The organism is Renibacterium salmoninarum ATCC 33209, from assembly GCF_000018885.1.
GTDB lineage: Bacteria > Actinomycetota > Actinomycetes > Actinomycetales > Micrococcaceae > Renibacterium > Renibacterium salmoninarum.
Genome location: NC_010168.1, coordinates 442,898 through 459,198, shown reverse-complemented (window position 1 = coordinate 459,198; position 16,301 = coordinate 442,898). Strand labels below are relative to the sequence as shown.

General features: G+C 56.5%; 15 protein-coding genes and 2 pseudogenes. 8 read left to right on the top strand and 9 right to left on the bottom strand.

What is annotated here, in order from left to right; translation table 11 throughout:
• Positions 1–2: 2 nt before the first annotated feature.
• Positions 3–1,610, bottom strand: coding sequence for a carboxyl transferase domain-containing protein (locus RSAL33209_RS02315; RefSeq protein ID WP_012244003.1), 1,608 nt, complete (start codon positions 1,608–1,610; stop codon positions 3–5).
• Positions 1,611–1,712: 102 nt separating this feature from the next.
• On the opposite strand from RSAL33209_RS02315, the gene RSAL33209_RS02310 reads away from it, so the two are divergent.
• Complete coding sequence (locus RSAL33209_RS02310) at positions 1,713–2,345, top strand: TetR/AcrR family transcriptional regulator (RefSeq protein WP_233494252.1); 633 nt, start codon at positions 1,713–1,715, stop codon at positions 2,343–2,345.
• A gap of 18 nt (positions 2,346–2,363) precedes the next feature.
• On the opposite strand, the gene RSAL33209_RS02305 is transcribed toward RSAL33209_RS02310, so the two are convergent.
• Genes RSAL33209_RS02305 through pdhA form a run of 3 tightly spaced genes read right to left on the bottom strand, consistent with a single transcriptional unit; the run spans position 2,364 to position 5,860 of the window.
• Entirely contained in the window at positions 2,364–3,698 is a 1,335-nt protein-coding gene (locus tag RSAL33209_RS02305; protein WP_012244001.1) for a dihydrolipoamide acetyltransferase family protein, read from the bottom strand.
• A 9-nt stretch (positions 3,699–3,707) separates the two neighbouring features.
• Positions 3,708–4,718, bottom strand: a complete 1,011-nt coding sequence (locus RSAL33209_RS02300; RefSeq protein ID WP_012244000.1) for an alpha-ketoacid dehydrogenase subunit beta — start codon at positions 4,716–4,718, stop codon at positions 3,708–3,710.
• Positions 4,718–5,860 carry a pyruvate dehydrogenase (acetyl-transferring) E1 component subunit alpha gene (gene pdhA, locus RSAL33209_RS02295; RefSeq protein WP_114597560.1) on the bottom strand — a complete coding sequence of 381 codons (1,143 nt, stop codon included), beginning with the start codon at positions 5,858–5,860 and terminating at the stop codon, positions 4,718–4,720. The genes RSAL33209_RS02300 and pdhA overlap by 1 nt, the downstream gene beginning before the upstream one ends.
• Before the next feature lie 257 nt (positions 5,861–6,117).
• Here pdhA and RSAL33209_RS02290 point away from each other — a divergent pair, with 257 nt between their 5' ends.
• The 3 genes and pseudogenes from RSAL33209_RS02290 (at position 6,118) to RSAL33209_RS02280 (ending at position 7,560) form a co-directional block, all read left to right on the top strand.
• The gene (locus RSAL33209_RS02290; protein WP_041684317.1) at positions 6,118–6,603 is read left to right on the top strand and encodes an Lrp/AsnC family transcriptional regulator; all 486 of its coding nucleotides are present in this window, start codon (positions 6,118–6,120) and stop codon (positions 6,601–6,603) included.
• A 139-nt stretch (positions 6,604–6,742) separates the two neighbouring features.
• Positions 6,743–7,148 (top strand): annotated as a pseudogene (locus RSAL33209_RS02285) (DUF4383 domain-containing protein).
• Positions 7,149–7,161: 13 nt separating this feature from the next.
• Positions 7,162–7,560: a hypothetical protein gene (locus RSAL33209_RS02280; protein WP_041684316.1), complete on the top strand. Its 399-nt coding sequence runs from the start codon at positions 7,162–7,164 to the stop codon at positions 7,558–7,560.
• Between the two features lie 304 nt (positions 7,561–7,864).
• Here the strand turns inward: RSAL33209_RS02280 and RSAL33209_RS02275 are convergent, their stop codons facing one another.
• A complete protein-coding gene (locus RSAL33209_RS02275; protein WP_012243994.1) occupies positions 7,865–9,424 on the bottom strand; it encodes a solute symporter family protein in 1,560 nt (519 codons plus the stop codon).
• Entirely contained in the window at positions 9,421–9,780 is a 360-nt protein-coding gene (locus RSAL33209_RS02270; RefSeq protein WP_114597686.1) for a DUF485 domain-containing protein, read from the bottom strand. Before RSAL33209_RS02270 ends, RSAL33209_RS02275 begins: the two co-directional genes overlap by 4 nt.
• Before the next feature lie 245 nt (positions 9,781–10,025).
• Here RSAL33209_RS02270 and RSAL33209_RS02265 point away from each other — a divergent pair, with 245 nt between their 5' ends.
• The 4 genes and pseudogenes from RSAL33209_RS02265 (at position 10,026) to RSAL33209_RS02250 (ending at position 13,853) form a co-directional block, all read left to right on the top strand.
• Complete coding sequence (locus RSAL33209_RS02265) at positions 10,026–11,198, top strand: sensor histidine kinase (protein WP_233496568.1); 1,173 nt, start codon at positions 10,026–10,028, stop codon at positions 11,196–11,198.
• 5 nt (positions 11,199–11,203) lie between these two features.
• Positions 11,204–11,992, top strand: a complete 789-nt coding sequence (locus tag RSAL33209_RS02260; protein ID WP_049759050.1) for a LytR/AlgR family response regulator transcription factor — start codon at positions 11,204–11,206, stop codon at positions 11,990–11,992.
• The gene (locus tag RSAL33209_RS02255) at positions 11,989–12,384 is read left to right on the top strand and encodes a DUF485 domain-containing protein (RefSeq protein ID WP_012243990.1); all 396 of its coding nucleotides are present in this window, start codon (positions 11,989–11,991) and stop codon (positions 12,382–12,384) included. Before RSAL33209_RS02260 ends, RSAL33209_RS02255 begins: the two co-directional genes overlap by 4 nt.
• Positions 12,381–13,853: pseudogene (locus tag RSAL33209_RS02250) on the top strand (sodium/solute symporter). Before RSAL33209_RS02255 ends, RSAL33209_RS02250 begins: the two are co-directional and overlap by 4 nt.
• Here RSAL33209_RS02250 and RSAL33209_RS02245 read toward each other — a convergent pair.
• The 3 genes from RSAL33209_RS02245 to frr form a co-directional block, all read right to left on the bottom strand.
• On the bottom strand, positions 13,854–14,438 hold the full coding sequence (locus RSAL33209_RS02245) for a DivIVA domain-containing protein (protein WP_041685029.1): 585 nt from the start codon (positions 14,436–14,438) through the stop codon (positions 13,854–13,856).
• A gap of 70 nt (positions 14,439–14,508) precedes the next feature.
• Positions 14,509–15,411: a phosphatidate cytidylyltransferase gene (locus RSAL33209_RS02240; protein ID WP_114597684.1), complete on the bottom strand. Its 903-nt coding sequence runs from the start codon at positions 15,409–15,411 to the stop codon at positions 14,509–14,511.
• Positions 15,412–15,743: 332 nt separating this feature from the next.
• Complete coding sequence (gene frr / locus RSAL33209_RS02235) at positions 15,744–16,301, bottom strand: ribosome recycling factor (protein ID WP_012243985.1); 558 nt, start codon at positions 16,299–16,301, stop codon at positions 15,744–15,746.

Sequence of the window (16,301 nt, the reverse complement as noted above, 5' to 3'; positions counted from 1 at the left end):
GATCACATTCTGAAGAGGCCGAAGGAGCTCTCCGGCAAGAGGCTTTGCGAACATACTTGGAGCGCCATGCCCACGATGTCCCTGGTATCTGCTGGGTCGATGATGCCGTCGTCCCACAATCGAGCAGTTGAGTAGTACGGGCTGCCTTCCGCCTCGTATTGCTGCTTAATCGGAGCTTTGAACTCGTCTTCTGCTTCGACCGACCACTCTTCGCCGCGACCTTCAAGCTGCTCGCGGCGAACCGTGGCCAGCACCGAGGATGCTTGCGCACCGCCCATCACCGAAATCCGTGCGTTCGGCCACATCCAAAGGAACCGCGGGCTATAGGCGCGTCCGCACATGGAGTAGTTACCAGCGCCAAACGAGCCACCGACGACGACGGTCAGCTTGGGTACGCGGGTGGAGGCAACAGCGGTGACCATCTTGGCGCCGTTTTTGGCAATGCCGCCAGCTTCGTAATCGCGGCCGACCATAAAGCCATTGATGTTTTGCAAGAACAGCAGCGGGATACCACGTTGGTCGCAGAGCTCAATAAAATGCGCACCCTTGAGGGCCGATTCGCTAAACAGCACGCCGTCATTGGCAATGATGCCTACCGGGTGGCCGTGAATATGCGCAAAGCCAGTGATCAGCGTGGCTCCGTAGTTCTTTTTGAATTCGTGGAACTCGCTCGCATCCACAATGCGAGCGATGATTTCGCGAGCGTCATAGGGTGCTTGCACGTCTACTGGCACGGCACCATAAAGTTCGTCCGGATCCGCCACCGGCTCACGGGTGGCCACGGTGTCCCACGCTGGCGCTTCGGGCAAGGGCAACGTCGAGACGATGTCACGAATAATCTGCAGCGCGTGTTCATCATTTTCGGCCAGATGATCGGTCACTCCGGAGGTACGTGAGTGCAACTCACCACCGCCGAGTTCTTCTGCGGTAACGATCTCGCCAATTGCCGCCTTGACCAGCGGTGGCCCGCCCAGGAAGATCGTGCCTTGGTTGCGCACAATGACCGTCTCATCGCTCATGGCAGGCACGTAGGCGCCACCAGCGGTGCAAGAACCCATAACCGAAGCGATCTGCGGGATCTTGGCTGCGGACATCTTGGCCTGGTTGTAAAAGATGCGGCCAAAGTGTTCTTTATCCGGGAACACTTCGTCTTGCTTAGGCAAAAACGCGCCGCCAGAGTCAACAAGGTAGATACAAGGCAGCCGGTTCTCTAGAGCCACTTCTTGAGCACGCAAATGCTTTTTGACGGTCATGGAGTAATAGGTGCCACCTTTAACCGTGGCGTCGTTGGAGACCACAACTACCTGGCGACCATGAATCAAGCCAATACCGGCAATAACGCCCGCACCAGGGCATTCGTCGTCATAGAGCCCATCGGCGGCGAGCGGCGCAATTTCCAAGAAGGGGCTGCCCTGGTCAAGAAGCTGGTCAATGCGCTCGCGAGGCAACAACTTGCCGCGGTCAATATGGCGCTGCCGCGATCGTTCTGGCCCGCCAAGTGCCGCCGTCGCCAATTTTTCGCGCAGCTGCACCAGTAATGCGCGGTGATCTGCGTCATTCGCTACAAAGCTTTCGCTGCCGGGCGCGGCCGACGTCGTCAAGGTCTCCATTGACTCCCTCTCGAACCACTCAAAAGAGTTGGGTTAGTGATCGTTAACTGAGATTTAGGTTAGTCTTTATTAACTGTGATGTCCACCACGGAGGGAATTTGCATGGAATCGTTCGAGCCCGAGCCGCTCCAAGAGACTGAACCGACCCAGCGCAGTTTGGCGAAGGCTAGTCGTAAGCAAGCACTTTTGGATGCGGCTGCCGAGCTTTATGCCCAACGTGGTTTTAACGGTGTATCAATTGAAGAGCTCGGTGCTGCTGCCGGCGTCAGCGGACCCGCGGTTTACCGACACTTCAGCGGCAAACAAGCAGTGCTCGCAGCCTTGCTCATGGGAGTTAGCGAAGACCTTTTGACCGGCGGTCGCGCTGTCGCCATGGACAACGCTGACCCCGAAACGACCATCCGTAAATTGGTCGCCTTTCATGTGGAATTCGCACTGGGCAATGCCGACATCATTCGAGTCCAAGACCGCGACTTAGCCAGTATGAACGACGACGACCGGCACGCCGTACGAACCCTGCAGCGCGAATACGTGCAGTTATGGGTACAAGTGTTGAGCCAGCTGTATCCGAGGGCGGACACTCTTGAACTTCGGGTTCAAGCACACGCAGCCTTTGGCCTCATCAACTCAACGCCGCATTCGTTGCGCTCGTACAGCCGTTCAGGCAAGATCGCGCCAGCCAAAGTAGCACGACCAATCCTTGAACGAATGGCGCTCGCCGGCCTATTGCCGTAAAGCAGTCAAAATTCCGGCCTAGATCATCGTGATGAGCATGCCTGGGTCAGACAAAATGGTGCCAATATCAGCCAAGAATTTCGAACCCTGTTCGCCGTCAACCAAACGGTGGTCAAAGGACAAACTGAGCGTCATCACCTGGCGCAAAGCAACTTCATCCTGGTAGGCCCAGGGTTGCTTGCGTACCGAGCCGATAGCCAAGATGCCCGCTTCGCCCGGGTTCAAGATCGGCGTACCCGCATCGATGCCAAAGACACCAATATTGGTAATGGAAATCGTGCCACCAGACAAACTTTCCGGCGTGGTCTTTCCAGCCCGAGCAGTATCGGTCAACTCAGCGAGCGCTTGCGCCACCTCAACCAACGTCTTAGCTTCAGCATCTTTGATATTCGGTACGGTTAGGCCACGAGGCGTTGCCGCCGCGATGCCCAAGTTCACGTAGCTCATCGTGACGATCTCTTGGTTCGCCTCATCCCAGCGCGAGTTTAACGATGGATTTCGTCCGACGGCAATGCACAAGGCTTTGGCCACAATCGTCAGCGGTGTGAGCTTGAGGCCGGCAAACGCTCGGCTTGCCTTGAGCTTGGCCAAAAGTTCCATTGTCGGCGTGACATCGACCGTCAGGAATTCATTGACATGGGGTGCGGTGAAAGCACTAGAGACCATCGCGGCCGCCGTGAACTTCCGCACTCCCTTGATCGGCGTGCGCACTTCACGCTCACCTTGAGCCTTGAGCAGTGTGGCTGAGGCCAGCGTGCCGGATGCCGCGGAGGCAACTGGCGCAACTGCACCCGCCGAGCTGGCAACCTGCACGTCTTCGCGAGTGATCAAACCATTCAACCCAGTTCCGGGAATCGCAGTCAGATCGATACCTAGATCCCGAGCCAACTTGCGCACCGGTGGCGTTGAGCGCGGTCGTTCAACCAGGGCGACTGCTTGCACAACTGCTGCTTCTACCACTGGTGCGGGTTCGGCCTCTGGTGCGGCAACTGGTGCCACAACAGAGTTTGCTCGCGCACGGCGCGCTGGCCGGCCGCCCTTATCCGGCTCGGCACCGTAACCAACCAACGTCGGCACCCGCTTGGGTGCGTCGTCGGCCGGGGCGTCGTCGGAGCCTGGCAGTTCAAAGGAAACGATGGGTTTACCCACATCGACCACGGTGCCGGGCTGTTCGTGCAGTTGCGAAATGATTCCTTCGTAAGGTGAAGGCAACTCGACTACTGCTTTTGCGGTCTCAACCTCGGCAATCACCTGGTTGAGTGTCACAGCATCTCCTACCGCGACCTTCCACGATACGATTTCCGATTCGGTGAGGCCTTCACCCAAATCGGGGAGTTCGAATACTTTGATCATGGCTACTGACTAACCTTCCAAGCCGCTGAGCGAATTGTGCCTGCCGAGTGCGCGGTCCACGCCGTCCAAAATCCGATCTAAGTCGGGAATGTGGTGTTTTTCCATTTTCGACGGCGGGTACGGGACGTCGAACCCTGTCACCCGGACTGGTGCAGTTTCAAGGTAGTTAAAGCAACGCTCGGTGATACTCGCGGCCAATTCCGCACCCAGACTGCCAGTCTGGCCAGCCTCATGCGTAATCACTAACCGGCCAGTTTTGCGCACCGAAGCTTCTACTGGAGCGAAGTCGATCGGCGAAAGCGAGCGAAGATCAATGACCTCAATCGAAATGCCTTCATCTGCTGCAGCCAACGCTACATCCTTAGCTGTGGCCACCAGTGGACCATAAGTCACCAAAGTAACGTCACTACCCGGATTGACAATTTGAGCGCTACCCATTGCCGGAGCCGAAGCTAAATCAAGGCTTTCATCGACCTCGCCCTTGGAGTGGTAACGACGTTTCGGTTCAAAATAGAGCACCGGGTCATCGCTGGCGATTGCCTGTTGGATCATCGTATACGCATCTTGCGGATTCGAAACGCTAATCACACGCAGCCCAGAAGTGTGCGTGAAGTACGCTTCGGGTGACTCCGAGTGATGTTCAGGCGAACCAATACCGCCACCAAATGGCACGCGGATGGTGATGGGCATTTTGACGTTGCCTTGGGTGCGGTAATGCAGCTTAGCTACCTGGCAAACGATCTGATCGAAGGCTGGGTAGATGAAGCCATCGAATTGAATCTCTACCACTGGACGGTAGCCACGGAAGGCCAGTCCGACGGCGGTGCCCATAATGCCTGCCTCGGCAAGCGGAGTGTCAATCACCCGATGCGCGCCAAAATCTTTCTGCAGTCCATCAGTAATGCGGAAAACGCCGCCGAGTTTACCGATGTCCTCCCCCATCAAAAGAACCTTGGGGTCATGCTCCATAGCTTTGCGCAGGCCCGCATTGATTGCACGGCCAAATGTCATTTGAGTCATCAGTTTGCTCCGAAGCTGGTCAAATAACGCTCATAGTGGTCTTTTTGCCGTTCGAGCGCTGAATTCGGTTCGCTGTAGACGTTGTTGAAAACGTCCATTACTTCCGGTTCCGGCAGATTGATCGTGTTGGCCCGCAATTCCTTAGCGACCTCGTCAGACTTGGCCGTAACGCCTGCCTTGAGCTCGTCGGTAAGCAAGCCTTTTGAGTCCAAAAGCGCGGCGAGCCGAGCAATCGGATCTTTTGCTGCCCAGTCTTCTAACTCGTTTGCATCGCGATACCGCGTAGGGTCATCAGCGGTGGTGTGCGGGCCCATTCGGTACGTGACCGCTTCAATAAAGCTGGGTCCGCCGCCACTGCGGGCTCGATCAAGCGCAACTCTGGTCGCAGCCAATACCGCGAGCACATCATTTCCGTCCACTCGCATTGACGGAATACCGAATCCCGGGGCCCGGTCAGCGATGGCCTTATGTGCCTGCAAGCCAACCGGCTCAGAAATAGCCCAGTGGTTGTTCTGGCAGAAAAACACCACTGGAGCTTGGAACGAGGCGGCAAAGATCATTGCCTCATTCACATCGCCCTGACTTGTCGCACCATCACCGAAGTACGTGATCACTGCGGAGTCTGCACCGTCGTTCACTACACCCATTGCATAGCCAGTGGCGTGCAGGGTCTGCGCGCCGATGATGATTTGCGGCGTCGCCATATTGAATTCGTAGGGGTCCCAGCCACCGTGCGTGTTACCGCGCCAGATTCGCAAGGAGTTGACCAAGTTAATCCCGCGAACATAAGCGACACCGTTTTCGCGGTAACTAGGAAAGACAAAATCGTCTTTCTCAAGTGCTCGTCCAGAGCCAATTTGGGCTGCTTCTTGGCCTAGTAACGGCGCCCAGAGCGCCAACTCACCTTGACGCTGCAAAGCAGTGGCTTCAGTGTCAATCCTTCGAATGACGATCATGTCCTCATAAAGCGAGGCCAAGTCCTCATCAGTCACATCGGCAACCCAACGGTCGTACTCCGGGTTTGCTACCCGTTCACCGTTGGCGTTGACCAGTTGAATGAAATTCTCGTCTGGCGGTGTTCCACCGCCGGCAAGACCGCTCAGGCCGGCATCACTGGGCGAAGCGTGGGCTTCGGCTGACATAGGTGCCCTCTTTCCTCGTCGAACCGCCGTTTGTCTTGAACGGGATCCGCTAGGTCGATTCCGGTGCCGGAAGCTGTTATGAGCTGCCGGTGAAGTGTGGGGAAAACCACCGGATTCCAGCCGCGTTCCCCTACCGATCATCCTTGACCGGTTGTACTGTGACGATACTCACATGATACATCGAGCACAACCGGCTCGCCGAGGCTTGAGCATTATGCTCTATTTTGGCTCGGCAGAGCGTGCTAACCTTGCGCACTATGCAACCCTTAGACAGTACCGATCTTCGACTGCTTACGGCGATGGCAACCGATTCACTACGGACGGTTGTAGCCCTAGCGCAAAAACTCGGCCTATCCCGCAATACCGTGCAGGCGCGAATGGCCGCTTTAGAGAAGAAACAGGTCTTCTTACCCTTCGAACGCCGAATCAATCCGGCCGCTTTGGGTTACCCCTTGACCGCGTTTATTTCTGTCCATGCGCAACAGCAAAAACTGGAAGCGCTGGCAATAGCTTTGGCCGAAATACCGGAAGTGATTGAGGCGCACGGCCTCACCGGACAAGCAGACCTCTTAGTAAAAGTCGTTTCTAAGGGTGCGGAGGATCTTTTCCGGATAAATGGCAAGATCTTGGCCTGCGACGGCGTAGAACGGACCGATACCTCATTGGCTATGAACGAGATGGTTCCGTTTCGGGTAGAGCCGCTGTTGGAGCGAGACCCCAGCTCCAATTCGTACGACGCATAGTCCGTTTTCACAGACAATTTTGAGCTTGGGGCTATCCAGCAGAGCTGAAGTTTCGAATGCCTTTTGGGAGCGTCAAAAGATGCTCTTGAACGTCGCCGGACGCCCTGGGGAGGCGCCCAATTGATGGAAGGCTCTGCACATGCGAACGTCACCCAATCGGCTTCTAGCCACAATATTTGGCGCTGTTTACCTTTTGGTAGGCATTTTGGGGTTCTTTGTCACTTCTGGCATCGGCTTTGCCGGGACTAAAGGAAATAACCTCATCATCTTTGCGGTCAACCCGCTACATAATGTTATTCACCTTGCTATCGGTGCGGCACTGTTGCTGGCCGGGCTGTCCTCGACCACCGCGGCTAAGGGCGTTAACGTCGCCGTCGGCGCGGTATACCTTTTGGTTGGCATTGTCGGGCTCTTTATTTTGACTAGCTCGTTGAACATCATTGCGCTCAACGGCGCAGACAATGTCTTGCACCTTAGCTAGTGCGGTCATCCTGCTGGGCGTTGGCCTTTCGCAAGACAAAAACGTTCGAGCAGCCGTCTCATGAGCGCGGTATCCTCATGAGCAACGTGGCCGCGCCGTTGATGCCGACGGCGGTCCGTCTGTTGACCGCCTTCGCTGGCCTCGGCGCGGCCATATGCACTTTTGGGCTTGCCTCAAATGTGCTGGCTCAAACCACAGTTCAAGGCATCGCCTCAGCCACCGCTGCGTGGCCCGCCGCTCTCGCCTGGCCCGCAGCGGCCGTGGTAGCGGTGTGGGCGATTGCCTTGACCGTGTGGGCGATTGGCTCATTTCGAGCCCAAAGGCCAATTCGACCGCTACTTGCAGTACGAATTCTTGCCGGAATCACCGTGCTAAATATCGTTGCTCTGCTTGCACAATTTTTGCAACGACACATTGACGGAACCCTGCTTGCGACCTTTGTTTTGGAACTAGTAATTCTGGGTTCGTTAGGCTGACTTTCTCGAAAAGGTCTGCAAGAGAAGAGTTCCCAGGGCAACGTTGATTCGCGCGGAACGCCGCGCAGCGATGCCCCGAACAATCTAGGGACACCGCCTGCGGGCCGGTTGCTGCTCTCCATGTTTATCTCGGCGTTAGTGGTTTCCGCCATTGCAACGGCCGGTTTGGCCGCTGGCACCGCCGGGCAATTTTCCATCCCGCACGACCAAATGAACATGGACCTACCTGGCTTCAGCTCCGGGCACCATCACTGACAAGAATTCATCAGTGATCAGTTGCCTTCTCTGCGCCGACTCCCGTAAGTCAACGAACTTCCATCTCAGCTTGCTTAGCTGGATCTTCTTTTTTCTTGTCCAACACGGTGCCCAGCCAGCCCAGCAAGAACGCCAATGGAATCGAGATGATGCCGGGATTGGACAGCGGGAACCAGGCAAAGTTTCCACCGGGGAACATCGCTTTGGCATTTCCAGAAACAACCGGCGAGAAAACAATCAACAAGATCGCTGAAATCAAGCCACCGTAGATACTCCAGACGGCTCCTTGGGTAGTGAAACGCTTCCAGAAAAGCGAAAACAATATCGTGGGCAGGTTGGCACTTGCCGCTACCGCAAAAGCAGGCGCCACCAGGAAGGCCACGTTCTGACCGTTAGTACCGATGCCGCCAATGATCGCGACGATGCCAATAACCACCACGGTGATCCGGGCCACCTTCACTTCACTACCCGGAGCCGGTTTGCCCTTCTTGATCACCGAAGAATAGATGTCGTGGGAAAACGAAGCCGCTGCGGTAATGGTGAGCCCGGCGACGACCGCCAGGATCGTAGCGAAGGCGACGGCGGCAATGAAACCGAGCAGCACCGGCCCACCGAGCGCGAATGCGAGCAAAGGTGCGGCCGAGTTGACGCCACCCGGCGCCGCCGCGATTTCTGTCGGGCCGATGAGGGCGGCTGCGCCATAACCGAGCACCAAAGTGAATAAGTAGAAGATACCGATCAGCCAGATTGACCAAACCACTGATTTCCTGGCTTCTTTCGCGGTAGGCACGGTGTAAAAGCGCATCAAGACGTGCGGTAACGCCGCGGTGCCGAGAACTAGTGCCAAGCCCAGCGAAACGAAATCGAGCTTACTGGTAGCGGTTGCACCGTACTGTTTACCAGGGCTCAAAAGTGCTTCTCCGCCAGCTCCGGCCTTAGCTAATGCAGCGTCCATCAGCCCGGAGAGGTTGAAGCCGTGCAGCGATAGCACCCATACCGTCATGACCGCTGCGCCCGCAATAAGCAGCGCCGCCTTGATAATTTGTACCCAAGTGGTGCCTTTCATACCGCCGATCAGAACGTAGAAAATCATTAACGCACCAACCACGGTAATGACCACGGCCTGGCCAGTTTTGTCCCCGATGCCAAGCAAAAGCGACACCAGCGCACCGGCACCGTTCATCTGAGCTAGCAGGTAGAAAAAACATACTGCCAGTGTGGAAATTGCCGCAGCGATTCGAACGGGACGCTGCTTCAAACGGAAGGAAAGCACATCAGCCATGGTGAATTTTCCGGTGTTGCGCAAAAGCTCGGCCACCAAGAGCAAGGCTACGAGCCAGGCGACAAGAAAGCCGATCGAGTACAGGAAGCCGTCGTAGCCGTTGACCGCGATGGCGCCGGTGATGCCTAAGAACGAGGCCGCGGAAAGATAATCGCCCGCAATCGCGGTGCCGTTTTGTGAACCTGTGAATGAACGGCCAGCCGCATAGTAATCTGCAGCCGTTTTATTGTTCCGGCTAGCCCGGAAGACGATCACCAAGGTGATAGCCACAAACAAGGCGAAGATCAAGATATTGATCCATGAAGTGTTTTGCATTGACGCAATCATGAAATATCCCCTTTACCGGATTCGATTTCCTCACGGATCTCGGTTGCCACCGGATCGAGTTTGCGATTGGAATACATCACGTACCAAGTGGTGATTCCGAAGGTCGTCACGAACTGCAAAAGGCCAAATATCAAGCCAATGTTGATTGAGCCCCACACCTTGATCGACATGAAATCGTGCGCATAGTCGGCCAATAAGACGTAAAGAAAATACCAGAGCAAAAAAGCAATTGCCATCGGAAAGACAAAGTTTCGATGTTTGCGGCGCAACTTTTGAAACCGCTCATCCCGTTGGATGCCGACTAAATCGGCTGACGGCACGGACACTGGGTCCGCCGGAGGAGTTGGTTGATCCATCATGTCTCCTTTGACAATAAAAGTGTGAGGCACTTCACTTTTCCGCAAAGTTGTGAGCCTGCGCAGCATCAGAGCCGGCCAACTTCACGCGCCGCGACGAACGGTCGAATCCTTGCGCCCAATGGCAGCATTCGGCGTCGAGAAGTGAAACAGTCCGGCACTTTTAGGCGCTACGCTTGGCTGCATGCCGGACTCGCCGCTGATTCTGCTTGTCATCCTGATCGGCTTTGTGCTGCATTATCGTCTTGATCGGCTATCTAGGCTTCCGGCTTTCCCGTTCGCATCGGGAACTTGGCACTGAAGCCGAACACGCCAGCTACAATACCTTGCACTTGGCCGCTTTGGCCGGCAGCCATTTGCGATCTGGGCTGCAGCCTTTAGGCGCAAGCAAATCGATCAAATATCTGCATGCACTTCTCGGTTGTGATGCGCTAGCGCTGAGTGACTCAGAACGGATGCTCGCCTGGGCCGGGCCTGAGATCTCCGGTGGTGCGCGAGATCCGATTCGTGAGCTGAATCGCAAGACCTTAGCTTCGGGACGCCGGCAGGTTTATCGACTTGCCGGCACAGGTGCTTTGGAGAGCGCCGGACTAGTGGCTGCCGTCGTCGTGCCGATCCGGGTAGCTGAGCGCGTTGTGGGCTCGCTGACTGCGCTCAGTATGGCCGGGCGTTCCGTCAATTCGGGCGCCTCCGCCGGTCTGGTGCGAGCTAGTGACGAAGTGGCAGATTGGGTTGCTGCTCAGATTCAGCTTGCGGAACTTGCTGCTTCACGCACGCAACTAGTCGAGGCTGAAGTTCGCGCCCTGCGCGCCCAAATCAGTCCGCATGTTATTTACAACTCGCTGAACGCGATCGCCTCCTATGTGATCACCGATCCGAAGCGTGCCCGCGAGCTGCTCATTGAGTTCGCAGATTTCACTCGCTACTCGTTCCGCCGCCATGCCGATTTCACCACCGTGTCTGAGGAGCTGAAATCCATTGATCGCTACTTGTTATTGGAACGGGCCAGGTTTGGTGAACGGCTGCAAGTCAGTCTGCAAATCGGTCCCGAGGTGCTTAGCACGGTGATCCCGTTTTTGAGTCTGCAACCTCTAGTTGAAAATGCCGTGCGGCACGGCATCGAAGCGAAAAGCGGCGTCGGGCATATCAAGCTCACCGCCCAAGATGCCGGAGCTTATGCCCAGATCACCATCGAATACGACGGCGTAGGCATGGATCCAGCTCTGCTAGCTGAGGTGCTAGCCGGTCACGACGACGGCGACCACATAGGACTGCGTAATGTCGACGCCCGATTGCGCCAAGTGTATGGCGACGATCACGGACTCGTAGTGGATACCGGCCCAGGGGCTGGAACTCTGATGACCCTGCGTGTGCCCAAGTTTCAACCAGAACACCGGGCAGAGCGAACGCTATGCTGAGGTCCATGGTCAGCGTCGACGATTCTCTCACTGCCCCAGAGCGCGGCGAGCGCGCCGGAAAGCTTGCGGTAATTGTTGCCGACGACGAACAACCGGCAGTGCGTGAGTTGGCCTATTTACTCGGCCAAGATGACCGAATTGGCGCAATCTATTCAAGTATCAGCGGCACTGAAGTCCTCCAGCTGCTCGATGCGCATCAAATAGACGCGCTATTTTTAGACATTCACATGCCCGGACTGAGCGGGCTGGATTTGGCGAAGGTGATCAATAAGTTCTCCCGCGCTGAGCAACCGGCGATCGTTTTTGTCACGGCAGACGAGGATCGAGCCGTGGAGGCATTCGAGCTGGCCGCAGTGGATTATCTACTCAAGCCGGTTCGGACCGAGCCCCTAGCCGAATCGGTGCGCAGAATTACCGAGCAATTGCAGTTCCCCGAGCAAATGGCGCAGACCGACGATCTGATCACGGTTGACCAAGGTGGCATCACCAAATTGATTCGAAAATCTGAAATCCGTTATGTGCAGGCACAAGGTGACTATGCACGGCTACACACCGCCGACGCGAGTTTTTTGATTCGAGTTCCGCTCAGCGAGCTCGAAGAGCAATGGCAAAGCGCTGGCTTTCTTCGCATCCATCGGTCCTACTTGATTTCGATGCCACATGTATCGCAGCTTCAAATGAGCCGGGGCAGCGCTTCGGTGCGCATTGGCGATGCTAGTTTGCCAGTCAGCCGTCGGCATCTGCCGGGTTTACGCGGCAAAATGGCTGAAAGCCGGCCCAGGTCACGCGGATGAATCCAATGAACTCTGAGCTGCCACCACCGGCTGCTGGCCGGACCCGTGTTACCGCGCGACGTAGCCACACCACAACAATTGGCGATTTTCCGGTCGCCCGGGAACTAGAAGAACAATCGGGTGTAGGTCGGGCGCTAGTTGACTCGCTGATTCGCAGCCAACTTCGGCTAGCCGTCGTCGTCGGCTGTGGTTTCTTGCTTTTGCTCTGCGCGATCCCGATCCTGTTAGCAAGCTACCCAGCGCTCAACTCGATCACTTTATGGGGTGTTCCGTTGCCTTGGATCGTTTTAGGGGCGGGTATCTACCCGGTGATTTGCCTGTCAGCCTGGCTGTACGCACGCAGCGCAGATCGAAATGAAGACTCATTTCGAGATCTGGTATCCCATCAATGAATCTGCTCAGCACGGTGACGATCTCTTTAGTGGCCTTAGCGACCGTGGTGGTTGGCGCCTTTGGCCTGCGAATCTCCCGAACCACCAGCGACTTTTACGTGGCTTCACGAACTGTGCGGCCCTGGTGGAATGCTTCAGCTATTGGCGGCGAGTACCTTTCCGCCGCTAGCTACCTGGGCGTGGTGGGCCTCATAGTGGTGTCCGGGGCTAATGCACTGTGGTTCCCCATCGGTTACACGGCAGGCTATTTGATGTTGTTGTTATTCGTTGCGGCACCGTTGCGTCGTTCCAGGGCGTAAACAATTCCAGGTTTCGCTGAATTCCGGCTTGAATCCAAAATCGTGCGCCGGGTGAGCTCGTACTGCGTCATTCTGGTTTGCTGGCTCTACCTGGTGCCGCAACTTCAGGGGGCCGCGCTAACTGTTTCGATGACCGCCGGCCTGCCAGCTTGGCTCGGACCGGTGCTGATAGTGGCCATCGTCTGCATTGTGGTGATGACTTGCGGCATGCGTTCCATCACGTTTGTTCAGGCGTTTCAATTCTGGCTCAAATTTACCGCGCTGGCCGTGCCGGCAGTATTTTTGCTCATCGTCATCGCCGGTGATCCGGCTACCCCGCAGCTTGCCGCGCAGGCTTTTGACCAGGGCCAAGACGACGGCGTGGGCTCAACGCCGTTACACACCATTTCACTCATTATTGGCCTGCTGCTGGGCACCTTGGGCCTGCCGCACGTCCTGGTGCGTTTCTATACCAACCCTGACGGTCGATCTGCGCGACGGACCACCCTCATTGTGCTGCCACTACTAGGTGCCTTCTACTTATTGCCAACAATTTTGGGCGTACTTGGCCGCATGCAACCGACCAGCACCGGTAAAGCCGATGCCACGGTCTTGTTGTTGCCAGCACAGTTGATTCCCGGACCTGCAGGGCAATTTCTTTCTGCACTAATTATCGCAGGCGCTTTTGCCGCATTCTTATCCAGCTCGTCCGGATTACTAGTTTCGCTAGCCGGAGTGGTCTCACAAGAATTGTTCGGCGGTAGCGTACGCGGATTCCGGCTAGCGGCACTTCTCGGATCGCTAGTACCACTAGCAATTGCGCTCCTCAGCGACTCCACCGCGCTAGCCGATAGCATCGGTGCGGTCTTCGCATTTACCGCCTCAACGCTTTGCCCATTGCGCTTGTTGGGCATTTGGTGGCGGGGGCTGACCGACGTCGGCGCAATAGCTGGAATGGCAGTCGGGGCGCTGCTCTGTGGTGGAGCGTACTTGAGCGCACCCATCGCTGCAGCGGCTGGTCTGAGCAATGGCATGGTGACTGATTTGCTCAGTCAACCAGCAATAGTCACGGTTCCGGCCGCATTTTTGACCATGGTCATAGCCTCAAAATTGAGCGCGCACCGACTGAGCGCCTCGACCTCGGCGATTCTGGCTAGACTTCACACACCAGAATCGCTTCACGCACCATAGTTAATCGATGGCCGCCATCAGCTCAACAACGCGGTCAAGGAACACGTCTACTTGCTGCTCTTCATAGCCGTCTTTACCCTGCGCTGAACCAAAAACTGCCCGACGGACGACGTCGACGCTAAGCGGTTTATCGCGCTCAAAATATTCCAAAAGCTCAGCAAACAAAGCGTCAACGTCACCCACATCGTAGCTACGAACATTGCGCCGCGGCCGGCGGAATCGTTCGCCCGGCGCGCGGTGTAGCCGATTGCGGAGCACGCTGGAGAGCCTGCCAATTTGTGCTAACCAGGCGTCTTCGCCTTTACCGGAGATCAGGGCATCACGCTCACGCTGCGCAAAGACGTCTTCTAACCGGTCCAAGGCGGCGTCAACAGCTTGCGCCTCATAACCACCGCGAACGGCGTCGAAAGTCATCTCTCGCACTTCATTGCTCGTCAAAGCCTTCTCCGCCGAATCCTGGGCGGTATAAATTGCTCTTGCGCGGGCTAAAAATTGGTCGACTTGCTTGACGTTGTAGCCATAAGCTTTGCGGTCAACGCGCGCGAATGGAGCGCTTTGCGGTCGGTGCTGCGCTGTCTCAGTCACGCCTGTGGTTCCCCGTTCGTTTCTTCGTTCCGCCCTGCTCTGTGCGACGGTTGCCTTTTGCTCATTCATTTTAGACTCCCAGGCCTTGTAACCAATCAAGCAGCGAGTACAGCAAAAATGCTGCCGGAGCTGCGAAGAGTATCGAGTCCAAACGATCCATCAAACCACCGTGTCCGGGCAGGATTGAGGACATGTCTTTCATCCCTAGTTCACGCTTGACCATGGACTCGGCCAAATCTCCGGTGGTGGCCGCAGCAACTAAACCGATCGCCAGCACGATGCCGATCCACCATTGCTCATGTAACAAGAAAATTGCGGCCAGCACGCCGATCAAAATGGCGCCGGCTAATGAACCCGCGAAACCTTCCCAAGACTTCTTGGGGCTGATCTTTGGCGCCATGGGGTGCTTACCGAAAAGCGCGCCCAACAGGTAACCAAAGGTGTCGTTGGAGACCACGAGCAGTAGCGTGACAGCCACCTTGAGCGCGCCGACGCCGGGGTATCCGCCACGGAATGCCAGCAAGGTTGCCGGGCCCTCCGGCTCACTCAAAACGAGCAGCACAAAAGAAATCAGGAACGGAATCCAAGCAATCATCAAGATGCCGGCGAAGATGCTTTGGCCGGTGCCAGTCGATGAATCGAGCGAACGCCAGATCATCAAAGCCAGGCAACAAGCAACTAGCGCAAACAGCAAGCCTTCAGCACCAACGTAGTAGGCCGAAATCGGCATTGCGACGACGGCGACCATCACCGGAACTAACGGAACCTCGACGCCGCGTTGCAACAGACCACGGCTGACTTCCCCGACACCTAAAGCCGAAGCTAGGATCACCATCACGATGAATGCGGGCGGATAGAAAAGTAAGCCGATTAAGACGGCGATCAGCAGGCCAAGGCCAACACCAATCGCCGCCGGCAGATTCCGGCCCGCTCGAGAAGCTTTCGGCACGGGCGCAGAAATTTGCTCTGGCATCGGCAACACCGACGCAGCTACCGGGGCCGACGGCTTGGGAATTGAAGCCACTTCTGGTTTTTTGGCAGCTGGCTGCTTTACTACCATCTGGGCCTGCGCCGGAACTGCCGGGATCGCCGAAGTTATCGGCGCTCGTCGGCCGTCAATTGATGCCGACTGCTGGTTTCGTTGCGTAGCTTTATGCACAGCACCCTTTGCTACCTTCTTTTCGGCTTCTCGCTCAGCTGCGCGCAAAGTGCGGCGGCTAGGCAGAGGCCGAAAGGCCGAAGCTGTTTCTGTGCGTGGTTCGACGGGCCCGGCGGGCCGGTCGTCAGCGCCCGGCGTTTGGCTCATCAGACCTCGAGCAGTTCGGCTTCTTTGCGCTTGAGCAGCTCGTCAATGTTCTCGGTGTGCGTTTTGGTTAGACCGTCGAGTTCCTTTTCAGCCCGCGAGCCTTCATCTTCTCCGGCGTCACCGTCTTTGACGATCTTATCCAGCGACTCTTTTGCCTTACGGCGAATGTTTCGGATCGAAATCTTGGCATCCTCGCTTTTGCCACGCACAATCTTGACGTATTCCCGACGGCGCTCCTGGGTCAGTTCTGGCATGACAACCCGAATCACGTTGCCATCGTTGGAAGGGTTCGCCCCAACCTCGGAATTGCTCAGCGCCTTTTCAATATCGCCCAGGGCGCTGCGATCAAATGGCGTGATCAGCAGTGTGCGAGCTTCAGGTACCGCAAACGAAGCGAGCTGCTGCAGCGGAGTCGGAGCTCCGTAGTAATCAACCATGACCTTGGCGAATAATCCAGGGTTGGCCCGGCCGGTGCGTACGGCGCTGAAGTCTTCCTTGGCCACTTCTACGGCCTTGTCCATCTTCTCTTCGGCTTCGAGCAGAGTTTCTTCGATCAC

Coding starts and splice junctions, on each gene's coding strand:
- RSAL33209_RS02315 (WP_012244003.1), bottom strand. CDS start 1,610: ATGGAGACCTTGACGACGTCGGCCGCGCCCGGCAGCGAAAGCTTTGTA.
- RSAL33209_RS02310 (WP_233494252.1), top strand. CDS start 1,713: ATGGAATCGTTCGAGCCCGAGCCGCTCCAAGAGACTGAACCGACCCAG.
- RSAL33209_RS02305 (WP_012244001.1), bottom strand. CDS start 3,698: ATGATCAAAGTATTCGAACTCCCCGATTTGGGTGAAGGCCTCACCGAA.
- RSAL33209_RS02300 (WP_012244000.1), bottom strand. CDS start 4,718: ATGACTCAAATGACATTTGGCCGTGCAATCAATGCGGGCCTGCGCAAA.
- pdhA (WP_114597560.1), bottom strand. CDS start 5,860: ATGTCAGCCGAAGCCCACGCTTCGCCCAGTGATGCCGGCCTGAGCGGT.
- RSAL33209_RS02290 (WP_041684317.1), top strand. CDS start 6,118: ATGCAACCCTTAGACAGTACCGATCTTCGACTGCTTACGGCGATGGCA.
- RSAL33209_RS02280 (WP_041684316.1), top strand. CDS start 7,162: ATGAGCAACGTGGCCGCGCCGTTGATGCCGACGGCGGTCCGTCTGTTG.
- RSAL33209_RS02275 (WP_012243994.1), bottom strand. CDS start 9,424: ATGATTGCGTCAATGCAAAACACTTCATGGATCAATATCTTGATCTTC.
- RSAL33209_RS02270 (WP_114597686.1), bottom strand. CDS start 9,780: ATGGATCAACCAACTCCTCCGGCGGACCCAGTGTCCGTGCCGTCAGCC.
- RSAL33209_RS02260 (WP_049759050.1), top strand. CDS start 11,204: ATGGTCAGCGTCGACGATTCTCTCACTGCCCCAGAGCGCGGCGAGCGC.
- RSAL33209_RS02255 (WP_012243990.1), top strand. CDS start 11,989: ATGAATCCAATGAACTCTGAGCTGCCACCACCGGCTGCTGGCCGGACC.
- RSAL33209_RS02240 (WP_114597684.1), bottom strand. CDS start 15,411: ATGCCAGAGCAAATTTCTGCGCCCGTGCCGAAAGCTTCTCGAGCGGGC.